The following is an 18,084-nucleotide window of genomic DNA, read 5'->3' as shown; positions in this document are numbered from 1 at the left end:
TCCGTAACAAAACTGTCACCTCTATGATAGCTGTTCGTACGCCTTTTTATACCTTTTCCCTGTTTGATTAAAAATGCGAACGTATACGAACGATCTTGTCATTTGGCTCAGGAGGGGGTAATTTAAGTATAAAGTTCGTATACGAACAAAGTGAGTGAGGTATTGAATGAAACTGATTATTGGGATGACGGGGGCCACCGGGGCTCCGCTTGGGGTGGCATTGCTGCAGGCGCTGCGCGATATGCCGGAGGTGGAAACCCATCTGGTGATGTCGAAGTGGGCCAAAACCACCATCGAGCTGGAAACGCCGTGGACGGCACGGGAAGTGGCCGCGCTGGCGGACTTTTCCCACAGCCCGGCCGACCAGGCCGCCACCATCTCATCAGGTTCATTTCGCACCGACGGCATGATCGTTATTCCCTGCAGTATGAAGACGCTGGCGGGCATTCGCGCGGGCTATGCCGAAGGGCTGGTGGGCCGCGCGGCGGACGTGGTGCTTAAAGAGGGGCGCAAGCTGGTGCTGGTCCCGCGGGAAATGCCGCTCAGCACGATCCATCTGGAGAACATGCTGGCGCTGTCCCGGATGGGCGTGGCGATGGTCCCGCCGATGCCGGCTTACTACAACCACCCGGAAACGGTTGACGATATCACCAACCATATTGTGACCCGGGTGTTGGATCAGTTTGGCCTCGACTACCACAAGGCGCGCCGCTGGAACGGCTTGCGTACGGCAGAACAATTTGCACAGGAGATCGAATAATGGCTTTTGATGATTTGCGCAGCTTTTTGCAGGCGCTGGATGACCAGGGACAACTGCTGAAAATCAGTGAAGAGGTGAACGCTGAGCCAGACCTGGCGGCGGCGGCCAATGCCACCGGACGCATCGGCGACGGCGCCCCGGCGCTGTGGTTCGATAATATTCGCGGCTTTACCGACGCCCGGGTGACGATGAACACCATCGGCTCGTGGCAGAACCATGCCATCTCGCTGGGTCTGCCGCCCAACACGCCGGTGAAAAAGCAGATTGATGAATTCATCCGCCGTTGGGATAACTTCCCGGTGACGCCAGAGCGCCGCGCCAACCCGGCATGGGCGGAAAACACCGTGGATGGCGACGATATCAACCTGTTCGATATTCTGCCGCTGTTCCGCCTCAACGATGGCGATGGCGGGTTCTACCTCGACAAAGCCTGTGTCGTTTCGCGCGATCCGCTTGACCCTGACAACTTCGGTAAGCAAAACGTCGGTATCTACCGTATGGAAGTGAAAGGCAAGCGCAAGCTCGGCCTGCAGCCGGTGCCGATGCACGATATCGCCCTGCATCTGCATAAAGCGGAAGAGCGCGGGGAAGACCTGCCGATCGCCATTACCCTCGGTAACGACCCGATTATCACCCTGATGGGCGCCACGCCGCTGAAATACGATCAGTCAGAATATGAAATGGCCGGCGCGCTGCGCGAGAGCCCGTATCCCATCGCCACCGCGCCGCTGACCGGCTTTGACGTGCCCTGGGGTTCGGAAGTGATCCTCGAAGGGGTGATTGAAGGCCGCAAGCGTGAGATAGAGGGGCCGTTCGGTGAGTTTACCGGCCACTACTCCGGCGGTCGTAACATGACGGTAGTGCGCATCGACAAAGTCTCGTATCGCAGCAAACCGATTTTTGAATCGCTCTATCTCGGTATGCCATGGACCGAAATCGACTATCTGATGGGCCCGGCCACCTGTGTGCCGCTGTATCAGCAGCTGAAGGCAGAGTTTCCGGAAGTGCAGGCGGTCAACGCCATGTACACCCACGGTCTGCTGGCGATCATCTCCACCAAAAAACGCTACGGCGGCTTTGCCCGCGCGGTGGGACTGCGGGCGATGACCACTCCCCACGGCCTCGGCTATGTGAAGATGGTGATTATGGTTGATGAAGACGTCGACCCGTTCAATCTGCCGCAGGTGATGTGGGCGCTCTCCTCTAAGGTTAACCCGGCGGGAGACCTGGTGCAGTTGCCGAACATGTCGGTCCTTGAACTTGACCCAGGCTCCAGCCCGGCGGGCATCACCGACAAACTCATTATCGACGCCACCACCCCGGTTGCGCCGGACCTACGCGGCCACTACAGCCAGCCGGTGCAGGATCTGCCGGAAACCAAAGCCTGGGCTGAAAAACTGACCGCCATGCTGGCCAACCGTAAATAAGGAGAAGAATATGATTTGTCCACGTTGCGCCGATGAAAAGATTGAAGTCATGGCAAAATCGCCGGTGAAAGGGGTCTGGACTGTGTATCAGTGCCAGCACTGCCTTTATACCTGGCGGGATACCGAGCCGCTGCGCCGCACCAGCCGCGAGCACTATCCGGAAGCGTTCAGGATGACGCAGAAAGATATTGATGAGGCGCCGCAGGTGCCGCACGTACCGCCGCTATTGCCGGAAGATAAGCGTTAATGAAAAGGGCCCGCTAAGGGCCTATTTCATTTGGGCTATTTTACCGGCCATATTAAAACTGGGCAGTGCGCAAACTGCCTGCGACAAATACGCCGACTGGGATAATCTCTCAGTCGGTTTTTTTATATTTCGCAGAATGATAAAAGTTATTTTATTCATTAAATCCAGAAATGGTGTAAAGGGATAATAGCGTGGGATGACTTTGCGAGCCTGCTTCCAGATTATTATAAAATCCGTCTGATTAATTCCTTGCAGATAAATTTCACACCCTGACGAGTATAGAATAACGGCGGGTGCTTGAGGCTGTCTGGCCTTGAGCATTACCAGGACCCCAGACAGACGAAAGCCCCAGGAGATATTTCTATCAACTGAGGCTAGCGAATGAACATCGACAATTCAGATGTTAGTCTCTTCTTTGCAGGGAGGCAAGATATGCTGACGAAATATGCCCTTGTGGCAATCATCGTACTCTGTATTACGGTACTGGGATTTACGCTGTTGGTGCACAGCTCACTATGCGAGCTGAGTATTAAAGAGCGTAATATTGAGTTTAAAGCTGTTCTCGCTTACGAATCGAAGAAGTAGCATCCGCGCGGGGGCAACCCCGCGTATCGGTTGTCAGGACGCATCCTCTTGCACCCATTTTTAGTTTGTTAAAACGGCAGCGCTGAGCGGCGCTGCCGTTTTTCACCTTAATGGGGCGCTAGACCAGACTTTTCAGACGGTAGATCCACTCCAGCGCCTGACGCGGGGTCAGGGAGTCCGGATCAAGATTCTCCAGCGCCTCAACCGCAGGCGAGGTCTCTTCCGGGGCGGCGAGCAGCGACATCTGCGTGCCGTCGACCTGGGTCGCCGCCGCGTTGGGCGAAATACTCTCCAGCTCGCGCAGTTTCTGCCGCGCGCGCTTGATCACCTCTTTCGGCACCCCGGCCAGTGCGGCGACCGCCAGGCCATAGCTCTTGCTGGCTGCGCCATCCTGCACGCTGTGCATAAAGGCGATGGTATCGCCATGCTCCAGCGCGTCGAGGTGGACGTTGGCGACGCCTTCCATTTTCTCCGGCAGCTGGGTGAGCTCGAAGTAGTGGGTGGCGAAAAGCGTCAGCGCCTTGATTTTGTTGGCCAGATTTTCCGCACAGGCCCATGCCAGCGACAGACCGTCGTAGGTGGACGTGCCGCGGCCAATCTCATCCATCAGCACCAGGCTGTGTTCGGTGGCGTTGTGCAGAATATTGGCGGTTTCGGTCATCTCCACCATAAAGGTCGAGCGGCCGCTGGCCAGGTCATCCGCCGCGCCGACGCGGGTAAAGATGCGATCGATGGGGCCTATCTCCACCTTATGCGCCGGGACGTAGCTGCCGATATAGGCCAGCAGCGCAATCAGCGCGGTCTGGCGCATATAGGTACTTTTACCGCCCATGTTCGGCCCGGTGATGATCAGCATCCGCCGCTGCGGCGCCAGCTGCAGCGGGTTGGCGATAAACGGCTCTTTCAGCACCTGCTCGACCACCGGATGGCGGCCTTCGCTGATGCGAATGCCCGGCTTATCGCTAAAGGTCGGGCAGCAGTAGTTCAGGGTTTCCGCGCGTTCCGCCAGGTTGACCAGCACGTCCAGCTCGGCCAGCGCGCTTGCGCTCGCCTGCAGGTCGGCAAGGTGCGGCAGCAGCAGGTCGAACAGTTCGTCATAAAGCTGTTTTTCCAGCGCCAGCGCCTTGCCCTTGGAGGTCAGCACCTTATCTTCGTATTCCTTCAGCTCAGGAATAATGTAGCGTTCGGCGTTTTTCAGCGTCTGGCGACGCACGTAGTGGATCGGCGCCAGGTGGCTCTGGCCGCGGCTGATCTGGATATAGTAGCCGTGGACGGCGTTGTAGCCGACCTTCAGGGTATCGAGGCCCAGCCGCTCGCGCTCGCGGATCTCCAGCTTATCGAGATAATCAGTGGCGCCATCGGCCAGCGCCCGCCACTCGTCCAGCTCTTCGCAGTAGCCCGGGGCGATAACCCCGCCGTCGCGGACCAGCACCGGCGGCGCGTCGATCACTGCGCGCTCCAGCAGTTCGCGCAGTTCGCTAAACTCGCCCATTTTCTCGCGCAATTTTTGCACCGGCTGACTGTCAACGTCGGCCAGCTGCTCGCGCAGCAGAGGCAACTGCTGCAGGGCATGACGCATGCGGGCTAAATCGCGTGGACGGGCGGTACGCAGCGCCAGACGCGCCAGAATACGTTCCAGATCGCCAACCTGGCGCAGTACCGGCTGCAGTTCGGTATAGCGCTCCTGCAGCGCGCCGATGGTCTGCTGGCGCTCCACCAGCACGGCGGTATCGCGGACCGGCATATGCAGCCAGCGCTTGAGCATCCGGCTGCCCATCGGCGTCACCGTGCAGTCGAGCACCGAGGCCAGGGTGTTATCGGTGCCGCCGGCGAGATTCTGGGTGATCTCCAGATTACGGCGGGTGGCAGCATCCATAATGATGCTGTCCTGCTGGCGTTCCATGGTGATGGAGCGAATATGCGGTAGCGAGGTGCGCTGGGTGTCTTTGACATACTGCAGCAGGCAGCCGGCGGCGCACAGGCCGCGGGGGGCGTTTTCCACGCCGAAGCCGACCAGATCGCGGGTGCCGAACTGCAGGTTAAGCTGCTGGCGCGCGGTGTCGATTTCAAATTCCCACAGCGGGCGACGGCGCAGACCGCGGCGGCCTTCGATCAGCGACGATTCGGCAAAATCTTCCGCATACAGCAGCTCCGCTGGATTAGTGCGCTGCAGCTCTGCCGCCATGGTTTCGCGGTCGGCCGGTTCGCTCAAGCGGAAGCGGCCGGAGCTGATGTCCAGCGTCGCGTAGCCAAAGCCTTTGCTGTCCTGCCAGATGGCGGCCAGCAGGTTGTCCTGGCGCTCCTGCAGCAGCGCTTCATCGCTGATGGTGCCCGGCGTGACGATACGCACCACTTTACGCTCGACCGGCCCTTTGGTGGTGGCCGGGTCGCCTATCTGCTCGCAAATGGCTACCGACTCGCCCTGATTAACCAGTTTCGCAAGATAGTTTTCCACCGCGTGGTGGGGGATGCCGGCCATGGGAATGGGTTCGCCCGCGGAGGCGCCGCGCTTGGTCAGCGAGATATCGAGCAGCTGCGACGCGCGTTTCGCATCGTCATAAAACAGCTCGTAAAAATCCCCCATCCGGTAAAACAGCAGAATGTCAGGATGTTGCGCCTTCAGCTTGAGATACTGCTGCATCATTGGCGTATGGGCGTCGAGATTGTCAATTGTGCTCATGGGGTGTTATCCAGATCCCTGATTTGAAATGGCTGCGATTTTGTTGTTTTCGTCGTTATCACATGGATGAGACATGATAACGGAGATGGGCAGGCGAGGGAAACTGACGAACGCGCGCGGCGCGATCCGGATTCCGGTTGCGCCGCGTGGGGGTTACGGCGCCAGATAGACCTGGGGGGCCGCGTTGTCCGGATGCTGGCCGAGGCGGATATCCGCCCCATACCAGCGATGGATAACCGGCTGCTGGATTACCTCCTGCGGCGTGCCCTGGGCGACCAGATGGCCCTGGTGAAGCAGCAGGATGCGGTCGGCCCACAGGGCGGCGAGGTTAAGGTCATGCAGCACCACGCACACGTGCAGTTGCCCGCCGGCGGTGAGCCGTTTGAGCAAGCGCAGCAGATACTGTTGATAGTAAAGGTCCAGCGCCGAGGTGGGTTCATCAAGAAACAGCCAGCCCTGCGGCGCGCCGTCGCGCCACAGCTGCGCCAGACAGCGGGCGAGCTGCACCCGCTGCTGCTCGCCGCCGGAGAGGCCGGGATAGCGGTGGCCGGCAAGGTCATCGCAGCCGGTGACGGCCATTACCGCCGCCAGCACCGCCGGGTCCGCGGTCGGACCCCACGGCGAGCGCCCCATGGCGATGACCGTTTCCACCGTCCAGTCAGCCTGTAGGGCCGTGCGCTGCAGCATGACCGCCCGCCGGCGCGCCAGCGCCTCGGGTGACCATTCCTCCAGCGGCGTACCCGCCAGATGGCGAGTGCCGCTATCCGGAGTCAGGTACCCGGTAAGCAACCGCAGCAGGGTAGATTTGCCAGCACCGTTCGGCCCGATAAGCGCCGTCATCTCGCCGCCGCGCAGCGCGACGGAGACGTTGTCGATAATCTGCCGCTGGCCGAGGCGAAGCGCCAGTCCCTGCGCGCAGTATTCATTAGCCATGTTTGAGATTCTCCCGGCGAAAGACCAGCCACAGAAACCAGGGGGCGCCCAGCAGGCTGGTGAGCAGACCGACCGGCATCTCCGCTGGCGCCGCTACGGTGCGGGCCAGGGTATCGGCCAGCAGAAGCAGGATCGCGCCGGCCAGCAGCGAGCCGGGGACCAGCCCGCGATGATCCGGCCCCAGCCACAGGCGCATCAGGTGCGGCACCACCAGGCCGATAAAGCCGATGACTCCGCTGATGGCCACCGCCGCGGCCACCAGCACCGCGCTGCACAGCAGCAGCCAGCGCTGCAGCGCCCGCACGTTGACCCCGAGATAGTGCGCCTCTTCATCGCCGAGCTGCAGCAGATTCAGGTGGGAGGCCATCCACCACACCGCCAGCGCCGCCGGGATGATCAGGGTCGTAGCCACCAGCAGGGTCGGCCACTCGGCCTGGCCCAGGCTGCCCATGCCCCACAGCGACAGCTGGCGCAGCTGGGCGTCGTTGCTCAGCCAGGCCAGCACGCCGACCAGCGCCCCGCACAGCGCGTTGATGGCGATCCCTACCAGCAGCAGGCGCGACAGCGAACCCTCCTCCGCCCGGCTGAGGATAAAAATCACCATCATCACTGCCAGGCTGCCGATGAACGCCGCCAGCATCGGCATATACAGGGCGATCAGCCCCGATGCGGAAAGAGGGAGCACCAGCCAGCAGGCCACCGCCAGCGCGGCGCCGCTGCTGATGCCCAGCAGGCCCGGGTCGGCAAGCGGGTTGCGAAACAGCCCCTGCATCACGCAGCCGGAGAGGGCCAGCGCCGCGCCTACCAGCAGGGCCAGCAGCACCCGCGGCAGACGGATGGTCAGCCAGATGTGGCGCAGCATCTCATCCCCGGCGGGCAGCAGGCTGGCCAGCGGCAAACGCATCGCGCCAAGGGTGGTGGCGAACAGCGTCAGCGAAACCAGCAGTAGCGTCATCATCAGCAAACGGCGGGTGAGGGCAGGGCGCATCAGGGCAGTTGCTCCGCTTTTTCACGCAGCGCGATAATTGCCTGCGGGGTGCGCGGCCCAAAGCCGAGCAGGGCCATGTCGTCGATCGTCAGCAGCTGTTTATGGCGACCCGCCGGGGTCTGCGCCAGGCCGGGCAGGCTCCACAGCCCGGCTTCGCCGCCCATCCCTTTGAGACCATCGGTGGAGATCACCACCAGATCCGCCTGGCTGGCGGCCACTCCCTCCTGCGACATCGCCCGATAGTGGTCGAAGCCCTGCATCGCGTTCTGCAGACCGGCGGCGCGAATGGCTCCATCGGCCGCGGTGTGTTGCCCGGCCACCAGGGTATTCATTCCGCCGTGGCTGAGAATAAACAGCACCCGCCTGGCAATCGGCTGCGTTGGAATGGCGGCGATCTGCTGCTGAAGCTGCTGGCGCAGCGCGTCGCCTGCCGGGGTTTTGCCTAATGCTTCGGCAATGACGGCCACTTTTTTATCGATCGCGGCCAGGTTTTCGCCGCCAGGCACGTTAACCACCTTCACGCCGCTCGCCTGCACCTTTTGTAAGACCAGCGAGGGCTGCGCCTGGGCGCTCGCTAACACCAGCTGCGGACGTAATGCGAGGATCCCCTCAGCGTTCAGCTGCCGCAGGTAGCCGACATCCGGCAGTTTTTGCGCCGCCGGGGGCCAGCTGCTGGTGCTGTCCCGGGCGACCAGGCTCTGTTGCGCGCCAAGGGCATAGACGATCTCAGTGACATCTCCGCCGAGGGTGACGAGCCGCTCCACAGCGGCGTGGCTCAGCAGCGGGAAGGCGATGAGAAGCAGTAACCAGCGCATCATGCGGGCAGTCCTTCGCGAGTCAGACGATCCACCTGCTGGCGCCATTGCGCCTGCTCGGGGTGGCCCTCGCTGCGCTGGCCATAGAGCTGGGCAATCTGAGTGCCGTCTTTGGCGAACAGCTCGACGCTGGTGACGTGTCCGTCTGAGGTCGGCTTACGGGTCACCCACACTTCATCGATGCTCTCTTCGCGCAGATGGAGGGTAAAGGTGGGATTGAAGATATTCAGCGAGCCGCGCATCGGCGCCAGCTTTTCCAGGGCGCCGGTGAAAATCTGCACGCAGCCGCGATTGCCGACGAAGATCATGATTTCATTGCCCTCCTGGCGCACCGTCTCCAGTAACGCTGGCAGCGCATGGCGATCAACGCGGCAGGCGAGGTCGTCGCTCACCAGACGGAAGGCCTGCTGGCGGGAAAGCTGATATTTACGCAGCAGACCGAAGAACTGGTGTACGTCGGTCATCGCGCGCCAGTCGTTCTCCAGCGCGGCTCCATCGGCGCTCTCGGCATATTTCACCGGCTCCAGCGGGCGCAGGGTCAGCGGTGCCGGGGCCGCCACCCGATACTCCGCGATCAGGGTGTCCCAGGCCGCCATGTCGGTCTGCGTGGTCGCATAGACTTTCAGCAGGGCGTCACCGTGGTGGTCGAAAAACTGAATGCTCTGGCGACCGTTATCGTTCAGATGGAAGGCGCTGGCCCACTGGCTGAGGAACAGACGCAGATCGAGCGCGCGCGGGTTGAGTACCAGCCCGGCGTGGCCGCTGAGGTGCTGGTGCGTGAACTGGCCGACCTGCTCATGCACGGCATACTCGTTGCGGCAGATGCATTTGGTTTCACCGACGCGCTCCAGGGCGGCAATCAGCGCCCGGGCGTCATCGCTCAGGCGTACGGTATCGTGGCCGAGGCGGGCGGCGGTCAGTTCGGCTTCGCTGATCCCCATTTCCGCGGCGATATCGCGGGCATATTTCGCGGCGCTGGCCGCTTTGGTGGCCTGGTAGCGCTGCCACAGGTCAGGTTGTGCATTTGGCATAATCATATCCTTCTCGACGATCAATATCCCCGGCCTGCGGGCCGGGGGCAGGTGCGTTATTATTCGGGCAATCAGAAGTCGACGTTGACTCCGAGCTGCCAGGTGCGGCCCGGCATCACCGCCAGCGCTTTATCGTTGGCGTCCTGGTTGGTGCCGGTCTCGATATTGCGGCTGCTCAGGTAATCCCAGTATTTACGATCGGTGAGGTTGTAGACCCCGCCATTGAGGCGCACGTTTTTCGCTACCTGCCAGTACGCGGTCCAGTCCAGCATGCCGTAGCCCGGCACGCGCATATAATCGCTGCTGGCATCGGTGATGGCGGATCCGCTGTTGCTGTAGCTTTCGCGATTGGTGGCGGTCGCCTGTTTCCCTTTGACGAAGGTCGCCGTCAGGGCGGTGCCGTAGCGTTTCGCCGGATCGTCCCACGCCACGCCGACGATGGCTTTCATCGGCGCCACGCTGTCGAGGTCGACGTATTTATCGCCGCTGTAGCTGGATTTCGATTTCCCTTCGCTATAGCCGAGGGCGAGGGTGGCGCTCAGGCCGTCCACCTGCTCATACCAGGTGCCAAAGTTAAATTTAGTGCTGATTTCACCGCCGTAGATATAGGCTTTATCGCGGTTTTCCGCCTGATAAATGGTGTAGATATTCGACGGCACGTTGGTGAACTGGCCCGGATTATTCGCCCGGGTATAGCGGGTATAGGCGATAAAGTTCTTATAGCTGTTGTAGAACAGCGCCGTGCGCAGAGTGATGCCTTCGGTAACTTCCCCCTTCAGTCCCCACTCAAGATTATCGCTGGTTTCCGTCTTCAGATCGGTATTGCCGATCAGGGCATACTGCTGGCTGCCGGCGTAGCTGGAGCCAAGGTTCCAGGAGCCATACAGCTGGCTGGCGTTGGGGAACTGCGCCCCGCGCTGGTACTGCAGGTAGGTCATCAGACGCGGGGTGAGGTCGTACTGGAAGGTCAACGACGGCAGAACCTGGGTATCGCTGTTTTTACCATACAGCCTGGCCACTGACGATTCGGTCAGCGCGCTGCTGTTGGCGGCGAGGTCGGACAGATTTTCCGGCTTCGTCGATTGATGCACCACACGCACGCCGGGAATAATGGCGAAATTGTGGCTATCGAGATCGAAGTTGATCTTATCCTGAACAAAACCGCCGAGGGTGTAGCTGCGGCTATCCGCCTCCGGCTGCATGATCTCGCTGTAAACGCTGGGGATTGGCGACTGGCTGAACGGCCGCTGGGTTTTGCTGGTGCTGGCGTTAAAGCCGGCGCTCAGATCGTGGCGGCCCAGAGTTTTCGCCAGTGCGGTCTGCAGGCCCCAGGTGTCGGTGTCGTAGTTGGAGTTCACCGTCTGCATTCTGCGGGTGACGCTGTCCGGCATATACGTCCAGTCATGGGCTTCGGTATGCTGGTAATAGATTTTACTGGAGACGCTGTCGAGGTAGTCATTCATCGGCGTCCAGTCATCCTTCAGGCTCAGGCCCCAGCGCCGGGTCTGGCTGGTCTGGTTGGCGGTGCCGATGGTGCTGTTGCCGCTGGAGTCCCAGGTATCGTAGTGGGTGTGGTTGGTTTTATGGTAATAGTCGAAGGTGCTGGTTAGCTTGTGCTCGTCGTTGGGCTGCCAGATCCCGGAGGCCAGAAAGGCATCGGAGTGCCAGTTCGCCGGGTAGGCATCGACGGTGCCGCTGTTATTTTCGGTTTCCTGACCATCGCGGCGGCTGTAGACCAAAATGCCGCGCAGGAACTCATCGCCGCCGGCGACGGTCACCCCGTTGTGCCAGCTGCGATCCGCGGAGTCGTAGCCGCTGCGATAGCCGAAGGCGCTGGTTTTGCCCGGGCGCAGGTAATCATCCGCCGATTTCGGGCGGAAGGAGACATTCCCCCCGATGGCGCTGTTGGCCGTTTCCGTCGAGGTGGCGCCGGACTGGATATCCACGCTGCCGTACATATAGGGGTCGATATAATCGCGGCCGATGCCGAAGGTGTTGAGCCCGGCGCGACCGACGTAGCCGCGGCCGGTGGCGTTGGGCTGGGCGATACCGTCCACGTCGATGCCGACGCGGTTGCTCTCCATACCGCGAATGTTGTAGCCGGTGTAGCCCCCGCGGTCGAAGCCGCTTTTGCCGTTGCCGGAGCCGCCGCTGGCCCCGGTGGCGCTGATGAGCGGCTCATAGCGCATGATCGAGCCGAAATCGTTAGCGCCTTTATCCTCCAGCTCCCGGGCGCTGATGCTGTGCTCGTTACCGGCTTTTTGCGCCGGCGCGGGAGCGGTGACGGTCATTTGTTCCGAGGTGTCATCCACCGCCTCGCCGCCGATGGCGGAAGTGCCTGCTGCGACGGCAGAAGTTTGATAAATTGCTGCAAGCAAAGAGGTCACCAGCAGGCGTTTTTTACACCCTGCTGCTGACGGAGTCGATTTGTACATAGTCGCCACGCCTTGATCGTTATTAGTATCGGCTCACGCGTTACTTCCAGAGTTGCAGGTTGCTCCGTCTTTTCCGTTGCGGATAGGGTCTAACTCCATTTGTTGATTGCGAATGGTAATGATATGTATTATCGTTTGCAACAAAATATTGATGTATTCCTCATTTAAACTGCACTTTGTTTACACTGTGCCCTTTCAGCCTGAGCGAGATGACGATGAATTCAAAAGCGGCTATCACCATCACCTATTGTTCCCAGTGCAACTGGATGCTGCGCGCCAGCTGGATGGCGCAGGAGCTGTTACACACCTTCAGCACCGATATCGCCTCGGTGACGCTGGTGCCGGGCACCGGCGGGATCTTCACTATCGATATCGACGGCCAGCAGATCTGGGAGCGCAAGCAGGATGGCGGCTTTCCGGATGCGGCAGAGCTGAAACGCCGGGTGCGCGATGTCTGCTTCCCGGAAAAAGCATTGGGGCATGTTGATAAACCCGCTAACCCGACCTGATCGTTAGGAAAGCGGCTGCGTGGCCGGCTTAAAAGGTGTATTATTGATGCATCTTTTTGTGGGGAGGGAAATTGACGGTGGGCAAACGCATCGAACGTGAAAAGCAGACGATCGGTCGGATGATTGGGCTTTATCAGCGCCGCTGTCCGGAGGCCCGCGACGACGCCGAACACTATCAGGCGCTGAACGCCTACGCCGATAAGCGCCTTGATAAGTGCGTGTTTGGCGACAATAAACCGGCCTGCAAGCAGTGTCCGGTGCATTGCTACCAGCCGGCGAAGCGCGAAGAGATGAAGCAGATTATGCGCTGGGCCGGGCCGCGAATGCTCTGGCGTCACCCGATCCTGACCCTTCGCCATCTGCTGGATGACAGGCGGCCGGTGCCGCCGCTGCCGGAAAAATACCGACCGAAAAAATAGCGGCCTTCCCCGGCCTGCGCGGCGCGCAGCCGGCGGACAACTCGCATTTTTTGTAGCCCCGGTAAGGCGTTAGCCGCCGCCGGGGATGGTTGCTGAAGTTTTCTGTTTCCGGCTATCCCGGATCGTGCTTGCCACAAAGGCGACCATAAACAGCGCGGTGAACAGCACCACGATAGTCGGCGCCGGCGCGCTATCGAGATAAAACGCCAGCCACACCCCTCCCGCCGAGCAGCAGACCGCCACTGCCACCGCCAGCAGCAAGGCGTGGATAAAGCGCCGTACCAGCAGGAGCGCGATCGCCCCGGGGGCAATCAGCAGCGAAATCGACAGAATAATCCCTACCGACTGCAGCGTCGCGACGATGGTCAGGGCGATCATGCACAGCAGGCCGTAGTGCAGCAGCCCCCCGCGCAGGCCGCTGGCTTTGGCCTGCGTCGGATCGAAGGCGTGCAGCAAAAAATCCCGCCATTTCAGCCCGATAATCAGCGCAATCACCAGCGCGATAGCCGCCGTTTGTCCAATATCGCTGAGGGAGATCCCCAGCATATCGCCGAACAGAATATGGTCGAGATGGACGTCGGACTGGATCGCTACGTACAGCACCAGCCCGGCGCCAAACATGCCGGAGAAGACAATTCCCATAATGGTATCGCGTTTGAGGCGGCTGTTATCGTCAAGAAAACCGGTCGTTACGGCGCACAGCAGCCCGGCGATAAATGCGCCGATGGCGAAGGGGATGCCGATAATGTAGGCCAGCACCACGCCGGGAAATACCGCGTGGCTCATGGCGTCGCCCATCAGCGCCCAGCCTTTAAGCACCAGAAAGACCGACAGCAGCGCGCAGGGCACGGCGACGACCATCGATACCGTTATCGCGTTGACCATAAATGGAAACTGGAACGGAGCCAGGAACAGATTCAGCATGCAGCCTCCCTGGCGCGGCGGCGGTTGGCCAGCAGGCCATGCTTCGGCGCAAAGATAAAGGTGATGAGGAACAGCAGCGTTTGCGCCACCACGATAATGCCGCCGGTGGCGCCGTCGAGATAGTAGCTGAGCCAGGCGCCGAAGAAGCTGGTCAGGCTGCCGATGGCGACGGCGATGGCCAGCAGGCGCGGGAAGCGGTCGGTTAACAGCCAGGCGGTGGCCCCGGGAGTGACCACCAGGCAGATGACCAGAAAGGCGCCGACGGTCTGCAGCGCCGCTACGGTGCAGGCCGCCAGCAGGGTAAAGAACAGCAGCTTCAGGCCGCGGGTGTTCAGACCAATCGAGCGGGCGTGGTTTTCATCGAAGAAGGTCACCATCAGATCTTTCCACTTCAGCAGCAGGATCGCCATCGAGATAAAGCCGATCGCCGCCAGCTGGATAATATCCTCCGGGGCGATGGCCAGAATATTGCCGAGGATAATGGTCTGGATATTCACCGACGTCGGGTTCAGCGACACCATAAACAGCCCGATACCGAAGAAGGAGGAGAAGATCAGGCCGATAATCGCATCCTCTTTCAGCCGCGATCGCTGCTGCAAAAACAGCATACTGCCCGCCGCCAGGCCGCCGGAGAGAAACGCGCCGAGGGCAAACGGCAGGCCGAGCATATAGGCCCCGGCGACGCCGGGCACAATCGAGTGGGAAAGGGCGTCGCCAATCAGCGACCATCCTTTGAGCATCAGGTAGCAGGAGAGAAAGGCGCAGACGCCGCCCACCAGCGCCGATACCCACATCGCATTGAGCATATAGTGATAGCCAAACGGCTCCAGCAGCCAGCTCATCGTGGTCCTCCCGCCGCGCGCCGGCTGATAAACGGCCGCTCGTCATCGGTGATAATCTGCGCTTCCGCGCCGGTGAAGGCGACGTGGCGCAGCACGCCGCTGAAAGCCCGCTCCAGATTCTCGGCGGTGAAGGTGGTTTCTGTCGGGCCGCTGGCCAGCACGGTGCCTTTTACCATCACCGTATAATCGCAAAACTCACTTACGGACCCGAGGTTATGGGTAGAGACCAGCATGGTGCAGCCCTCATCGCGTAGCTCGCGCAGCAGGCTGATGATCCGCGCTTCGGTCTGCACATCGACGCCGGTAAAAGGCTCATCCAGCAGGATCACCTGACCCTGCTGAGCGATGGCGCGGGCAAGGAAGACGCGCTTTTTCTGCCCACCGGAGAGCTCGCCAATTTGCCGATGGCGGTACTCGCTCATGCCCACGCGGGCCAGCGCGGCATCGACGATTTCGCGATCGCGCGGCTTTGCCCGCCGCAGCCAGCCCATATGGCCGTAGCGGCCCATCATCACCACATCCTCCACCAGCACCGGGAAGGACCAGTCCACCTCTTCCGACTGCGGGACATAGGCGACCAGATTCTGGCGCAGCGCGCGATTGACCGGCTGGCCGAGTATGGCGATCTCGCCGTGACCGATGCGCACAAAACCCATCAGCGCTTTAAACAGCGTGGATTTACCCGAGCCGTTAACCCCCACCAGCGCGGCAATGGCGCCGCGTGGTACGCTGAACGAGGCGTCGCGCAGGGCGGTGTGGCCGTTGCGCCAGGTAACGGTGAGCTGGTCGACATACAGACCCGCTTGCGCTGTATTCATGGCTGTTTCCTCATCCCGTCCTGGATACCGTTGACGATGGTTTCGGTGGTGACGCGCAGCAGGTCGAGCCAGGTAGGCACCGGGCCGTCGGCGGCGCTCAGGGAATCGACATACAGCACGCCGCCGTAGTGGGCGCCGGCTTCGCGCGCCACCTGACGCGCCGGTTTATCGGAGATGGTGCTTTCGCTGAAGATGGTCGGGATCTGTTCTCTCTTCATGGTGTCGATAACCTTGCGCACCTGTTGCGGGGTACCCTGCTGGTCGGCGTTAATCGGCCACAGATACAGTTCGCGCAGGCCATAGTCGCGGGCCAGATAGGAGAAGGCTCCCTCGCTGGTGACCAGCCAGCGCTTATCCTCCGGCAGCTGCGCCAGTCTGGCCTGCAGTGGCGCCATCGTCTGGCGGATCTTCTCTTTGTAGGCCTCGGCGTTGCGGCGATAGGTGTCGGCGTGAGGCGGATCGTATTTCACCAGCGCGTCGCGAATATTATCGACATAGATCAGGGCGTTATCTGCCGACATCCAGGCATGGGGATTGGGCTTCCCGCTATAGGGGCCCGCGCTGATGCCCATCGGCTGGATCCCCTCGCTGACCACCACCTCCGGGACGCCCTGCAAGTGCTGATAAAAGCGGGCAAACCACCGTTCGAGATTGAGACCATTGCTGAGGATCAGCTGCGCCCCCTGCGCGCGTTTGATATCGCCGGGGGTGGGCTGGTAGTCGTGGATCTCCGCGCCCGGTTTGGTGATGGAGCTGACGACGGCGGCATCGCCGGCCACGTTCTGCGCCATATCGGCGATAACCGTGAAGGTGGTGATAACCCTGAATTTCTCCTGCGCCGAGGCCGGCGCCGCGGCCAGCAGGGCCAGCGCGCTGGCCAGCAGCAATGATTTCAGCGGTGTCAGATGCAGCATAGGATCCCTCGCAATGGTGTGGTTAATTTCTCAGCGTTTATAGCAATTGCTATGTTATATAGCACAAGCTATTTATAAATGAAAATAATTCTTATTTGCGTGCGGGGATAATAATGAGCCGGGAAACGAAAGCGCGAGAAAGGGGGAGGCAAGGTTGGCCCGGCGCGAACCGGGCGGAGATCAAGAGATATCGGCGACCGACTGGCGCGGGATCAGGCGGCCGGCCAGCGAGCGGCCCTCGGCGGTGAACGTTGGCCGGTCGTCTATCAGGCTGCGAATACGCTGAATACAGTTATCCAGCAGCGCCTCCAGTGGCCATGAGATGCAGGTCAGCGGCGGATAGAGCAGCGAGGCGAGGGGGGAATCCTCAAGGCTCAGCAGGGAGACCTCCTGCGGGACGGCGATGGTGAATTCGCGCAGCAGGCGCATTGCTTCAGCCGCGTAGCGGTCGCGTTTAACGATAATGACTGAGTATTTACTGAAGCTGTTAATTAAGGTCAGCAGCGCCTGCTCGACATCATCGTTGGCCGTCAGCACCAGCTGGCGGTTAAAAGGAATGGAGTAGTTCTGCAGGACGTTGCGGTAGCCTTCCAGCATCTGGCGGCTGGCATCGTCGCTATCGCTGTCCACCAGCAGGGCGATGTTGCGGTGTCCCTTGCCAATCACATAGCGGCAGGCGCTTTCGGTGGCGAAGGCGAAGTCATAGCCCTGGCTGTTGCTTCCAGCGACGCCGAAGCGGTCAAAGGCGATAACGTTGCGCGGCGCGTCGGCGGCAACGGCGCCCAGCACCACCACCGCCACGCACTGGCGCTGCAGATCGTCGATCGCCGCCGCCTGCTCTACCGGGTCGCTGACGTACTGGACCAGCAGGCTTTTATTCAGCCCTTTCAGCGCCTGCGAGAGGAGCGGCAACAGACGCGCGCCGTGGCTCTCGTCCTGCGCGGAAATCACCAGGCCAACGTGGCTGGATGTCTGACTGGCGAGGTTTTGCGCGGCAAAGCTCGGGCGATAGTTGAGTTCTTCAACGGCCCGCAGCACAGCTTCCCGGCTCTCTTCGCGCACGCCCCGGGTGCCGGTCAGCACGCGGGAAACCGTCGCTCTTGAGACATTCGCTAATCTTGAAACATCATCAATCGTTGGCATGGCTTTTTCTGTCTGGACATTTTCGCCTAGCTTAACATACCTGCTGAAAAAAGTGTCTACCGAGGCCCGTCCGCGGCGCCGGGCAACCGGGGCAGCCAGGCCGCGCCGCGCACGCCGCTGGCGTCGCCGAAGCGGGCCGGTTTGATCTGCGTGCGGCAGCTGTCGGAGAAGATCCACGGCACGATGGCGGCAGGCAGATCGCGATAGATCTGGCTGACGTTGGACAAACCGCCGCCCAGCACAATCACCTGCGGGTCGAGAATGTTGATCACTGACGCCAGGCTGCGGGCAAAGGCGTCGATAAAATGACGCCAGTGGGCCAGCGCGCGCGGATCGCCGTTTTGCGCTGCGGCGACAATGGCTTCCGCACGCGCTTGTTCCCCGTAGCGGCGGGCGAAGCCGGTGCCGGAAACAAAGCTTTCGATGCAGTTCGTTTTGCCGCAGTAGCAGGGCTGCGGCGGGCCATCGCGCTCAGGAGTATAGCCCGGCAGCGGATTATGTCCCCACTCTCCGGCGATAGCGTTGGGGCCGCTGAGCAGCTGTTGATGAACGGCGATCCCGCCGCCGCAGCCGGTACCGATAATCACCCCGAAGACGGTGGTGGGGGCGGCGGC

Annotated in this window: 18 protein-coding genes; 6 read left to right on the top strand and 12 right to left on the bottom strand. The window is 61.1% G+C overall.

Annotated elements, in window-relative coordinates; genetic code table 11:
- Window positions 1-166 precede the first annotated feature (166 nt).
- The 4 genes from ABLU50_RS17875 to ABLU50_RS17860 all read left to right on the top strand — a co-directional run bounded on the left by ABLU50_RS17875 (window position 167) and on the right by ABLU50_RS17860 (window position 3,019).
- Entirely contained in the window at window positions 167-760 is a 594-nt protein-coding gene (locus ABLU50_RS17875) for a non-oxidative hydroxyarylic acid decarboxylases subunit B (protein ID WP_002915099.1), read from the top strand.
- A complete protein-coding gene (locus ABLU50_RS17870; RefSeq protein WP_004205612.1) occupies window positions 760-2,187 on the top strand; it encodes a non-oxidative hydroxyarylic acid decarboxylases subunit C in 1,428 nt (475 codons plus the stop codon). The genes ABLU50_RS17875 and ABLU50_RS17870 overlap by 1 nt, the downstream gene beginning before the upstream one ends.
- Before the next feature lie 10 nt (window positions 2,188-2,197).
- Window positions 2,198-2,434, top strand: a complete 237-nt coding sequence (locus tag ABLU50_RS17865) for a non-oxidative hydroxyarylic acid decarboxylases subunit D (protein WP_004205613.1) — start codon at window positions 2,198-2,200, stop codon at window positions 2,432-2,434.
- A 432-nt stretch (window positions 2,435-2,866) separates the two neighbouring features.
- Window positions 2,867-3,019 carry a Hok/Gef family protein gene (locus ABLU50_RS17860; RefSeq protein ID WP_002915097.1) on the top strand — a complete coding sequence of 51 codons (153 nt, stop codon included), beginning with the start codon at window positions 2,867-2,869 and terminating at the stop codon, window positions 3,017-3,019.
- A 118-nt stretch (window positions 3,020-3,137) separates the two neighbouring features.
- Here ABLU50_RS17860 and mutS read toward each other — a convergent pair whose 3' ends face one another.
- The 6 genes from mutS to ABLU50_RS17830 form a co-directional block, all read right to left on the bottom strand.
- Window positions 3,138-5,699 carry a DNA mismatch repair protein MutS gene (mutS, locus tag ABLU50_RS17855; RefSeq protein ID WP_087832723.1) on the bottom strand — a complete coding sequence of 854 codons (2,562 nt, stop codon included), beginning with the start codon at window positions 5,697-5,699 and terminating at the stop codon, window positions 3,138-3,140.
- A 153-nt stretch (window positions 5,700-5,852) separates the two neighbouring features.
- Window positions 5,853-6,632, bottom strand: a complete 780-nt coding sequence (locus ABLU50_RS17850; RefSeq protein ID WP_087832724.1) for a heme ABC transporter ATP-binding protein — start codon at window positions 6,630-6,632, stop codon at window positions 5,853-5,855.
- The gene (locus ABLU50_RS17845; RefSeq protein ID WP_087832725.1) at window positions 6,625-7,620 is read right to left on the bottom strand and encodes an iron ABC transporter permease; all 996 of its coding nucleotides are present in this window, start codon (window positions 7,618-7,620) and stop codon (window positions 6,625-6,627) included. Before ABLU50_RS17845 ends, ABLU50_RS17850 begins: the two co-directional genes overlap by 8 nt.
- Window positions 7,620-8,438: an ABC transporter substrate-binding protein gene (locus ABLU50_RS17840; protein ID WP_087832726.1), complete on the bottom strand. Its 819-nt coding sequence runs from the start codon at window positions 8,436-8,438 to the stop codon at window positions 7,620-7,622. Before ABLU50_RS17840 ends, ABLU50_RS17845 begins: the two co-directional genes overlap by 1 nt.
- Window positions 8,435-9,466: a ChuX/HutX family heme-like substrate-binding protein gene (locus ABLU50_RS17835; RefSeq protein ID WP_087832727.1), complete on the bottom strand. Its 1,032-nt coding sequence runs from the start codon at window positions 9,464-9,466 to the stop codon at window positions 8,435-8,437. The genes ABLU50_RS17840 and ABLU50_RS17835 overlap by 4 nt, the downstream gene beginning before the upstream one ends.
- Before the next feature lie 71 nt (window positions 9,467-9,537).
- Window positions 9,538-11,901, bottom strand: a complete 2,364-nt coding sequence (locus ABLU50_RS17830; protein WP_017899164.1) for a TonB-dependent receptor — start codon at window positions 11,899-11,901, stop codon at window positions 9,538-9,540.
- A 215-nt stretch (window positions 11,902-12,116) separates the two neighbouring features.
- Here ABLU50_RS17830 and ABLU50_RS17825 point away from each other — a divergent pair, with 215 nt between their 5' ends.
- Window positions 12,117-12,410, top strand: a complete 294-nt coding sequence (locus tag ABLU50_RS17825) for a SelT/SelW/SelH family protein (protein ID WP_004205627.1) — start codon at window positions 12,117-12,119, stop codon at window positions 12,408-12,410.
- 77 nt (window positions 12,411-12,487) lie between these two features.
- Window positions 12,488-12,829, top strand: a complete 342-nt coding sequence (locus tag ABLU50_RS17820) for a nitrous oxide-stimulated promoter family protein (protein WP_017899162.1) — start codon at window positions 12,488-12,490, stop codon at window positions 12,827-12,829.
- A 69-nt stretch (window positions 12,830-12,898) separates the two neighbouring features.
- Here the strand turns inward: ABLU50_RS17820 and ABLU50_RS17815 are convergent, their stop codons facing one another.
- From ABLU50_RS17815 to ABLU50_RS17790, 6 genes are all read right to left on the bottom strand, one after another.
- A complete protein-coding gene (locus ABLU50_RS17815) occupies window positions 12,899-13,753 on the bottom strand; it encodes a metal ABC transporter permease (protein ID WP_004205629.1) in 855 nt (284 codons plus the stop codon).
- Window positions 13,747-14,595, bottom strand: a complete 849-nt coding sequence (gene sitC / locus ABLU50_RS17810) for an iron/manganese ABC transporter permease subunit SitC (protein WP_023319000.1) — start codon at window positions 14,593-14,595, stop codon at window positions 13,747-13,749. The genes ABLU50_RS17815 and sitC overlap by 7 nt, the downstream gene beginning before the upstream one ends.
- Window positions 14,592-15,413: a manganese/iron ABC transporter ATP-binding protein gene (locus ABLU50_RS17805; protein ID WP_004205631.1), complete on the bottom strand. Its 822-nt coding sequence runs from the start codon at window positions 15,411-15,413 to the stop codon at window positions 14,592-14,594. Before ABLU50_RS17805 ends, sitC begins: the two co-directional genes overlap by 4 nt.
- Window positions 15,410-16,327 (bottom strand): metal ABC transporter substrate-binding protein, encoded by a 918-nt coding sequence (locus ABLU50_RS17800; protein ID WP_004205632.1) that lies wholly within the window; start codon window positions 16,325-16,327, stop codon window positions 15,410-15,412. The genes ABLU50_RS17805 and ABLU50_RS17800 overlap by 4 nt, the downstream gene beginning before the upstream one ends.
- A gap of 180 nt (window positions 16,328-16,507) precedes the next feature.
- A complete protein-coding gene (locus ABLU50_RS17795) occupies window positions 16,508-17,470 on the bottom strand; it encodes a LacI family DNA-binding transcriptional regulator (protein WP_004205633.1) in 963 nt (320 codons plus the stop codon).
- A gap of 56 nt (window positions 17,471-17,526) precedes the next feature.
- Window positions 17,527-18,084, bottom strand: a 558-nt coding sequence (locus ABLU50_RS17790; RefSeq protein ID WP_348864907.1) for an ROK family protein, incomplete at its 5' end; no start/stop codon positions are given.

The sequence above is a fragment of the Klebsiella sp. GG_Kp173 genome (genome assembly GCF_040062415.1).
Lineage (GTDB): Bacteria > Pseudomonadota > Gammaproteobacteria > Enterobacterales > Enterobacteriaceae > Klebsiella > Klebsiella quasipneumoniae.
This window is presented reverse-complemented; position numbering and strand designations above follow the sequence as displayed.

Excerpts from the sequence above, each read along its gene's own strand:
- ABLU50_RS17875 (WP_002915099.1), top strand. The coding sequence starts at position 167 with ATGAAACTGATTATTGGGATGACGGGGGCCACCGGGGCTCCGCTTGGG.
- ABLU50_RS17870 (WP_004205612.1), top strand. The coding sequence starts at position 760 with ATGGCTTTTGATGATTTGCGCAGCTTTTTGCAGGCGCTGGATGACCAG.
- ABLU50_RS17865 (WP_004205613.1), top strand. The coding sequence starts at position 2,198 with ATGATTTGTCCACGTTGCGCCGATGAAAAGATTGAAGTCATGGCAAAA.
- ABLU50_RS17860 (WP_002915097.1), top strand. The coding sequence starts at position 2,867 with ATGCTGACGAAATATGCCCTTGTGGCAATCATCGTACTCTGTATTACG.
- mutS (WP_087832723.1), bottom strand. The coding sequence starts at position 5,699 with ATGAGCACAATTGACAATCTCGACGCCCATACGCCAATGATGCAGCAG.
- ABLU50_RS17850 (WP_087832724.1), bottom strand. The coding sequence starts at position 6,632 with ATGGCTAATGAATACTGCGCGCAGGGACTGGCGCTTCGCCTCGGCCAG.
- ABLU50_RS17845 (WP_087832725.1), bottom strand. The coding sequence starts at position 7,620 with ATGCGCCCTGCCCTCACCCGCCGTTTGCTGATGATGACGCTACTGCTG.
- ABLU50_RS17840 (WP_087832726.1), bottom strand. The coding sequence starts at position 8,438 with ATGATGCGCTGGTTACTGCTTCTCATCGCCTTCCCGCTGCTGAGCCAC.
- ABLU50_RS17835 (WP_087832727.1), bottom strand. The coding sequence starts at position 9,466 with ATGCCAAATGCACAACCTGACCTGTGGCAGCGCTACCAGGCCACCAAA.
- ABLU50_RS17830 (WP_017899164.1), bottom strand. The coding sequence starts at position 11,901 with ATGTACAAATCGACTCCGTCAGCAGCAGGGTGTAAAAAACGCCTGCTG.
- ABLU50_RS17825 (WP_004205627.1), top strand. The coding sequence starts at position 12,117 with ATGAATTCAAAAGCGGCTATCACCATCACCTATTGTTCCCAGTGCAAC.
- ABLU50_RS17815 (WP_004205629.1), bottom strand. The coding sequence starts at position 13,753 with ATGCTGAATCTGTTCCTGGCTCCGTTCCAGTTTCCATTTATGGTCAAC.
- sitC (WP_023319000.1), bottom strand. The coding sequence starts at position 14,595 with ATGAGCTGGCTGCTGGAGCCGTTTGGCTATCACTATATGCTCAATGCG.
- ABLU50_RS17805 (WP_004205631.1), bottom strand. The coding sequence starts at position 15,413 with ATGAATACAGCGCAAGCGGGTCTGTATGTCGACCAGCTCACCGTTACC.
- ABLU50_RS17800 (WP_004205632.1), bottom strand. The coding sequence starts at position 16,327 with ATGCTGCATCTGACACCGCTGAAATCATTGCTGCTGGCCAGCGCGCTG.
- ABLU50_RS17795 (WP_004205633.1), bottom strand. The coding sequence starts at position 17,470 with ATGCCAACGATTGATGATGTTTCAAGATTAGCGAATGTCTCAAGAGCG.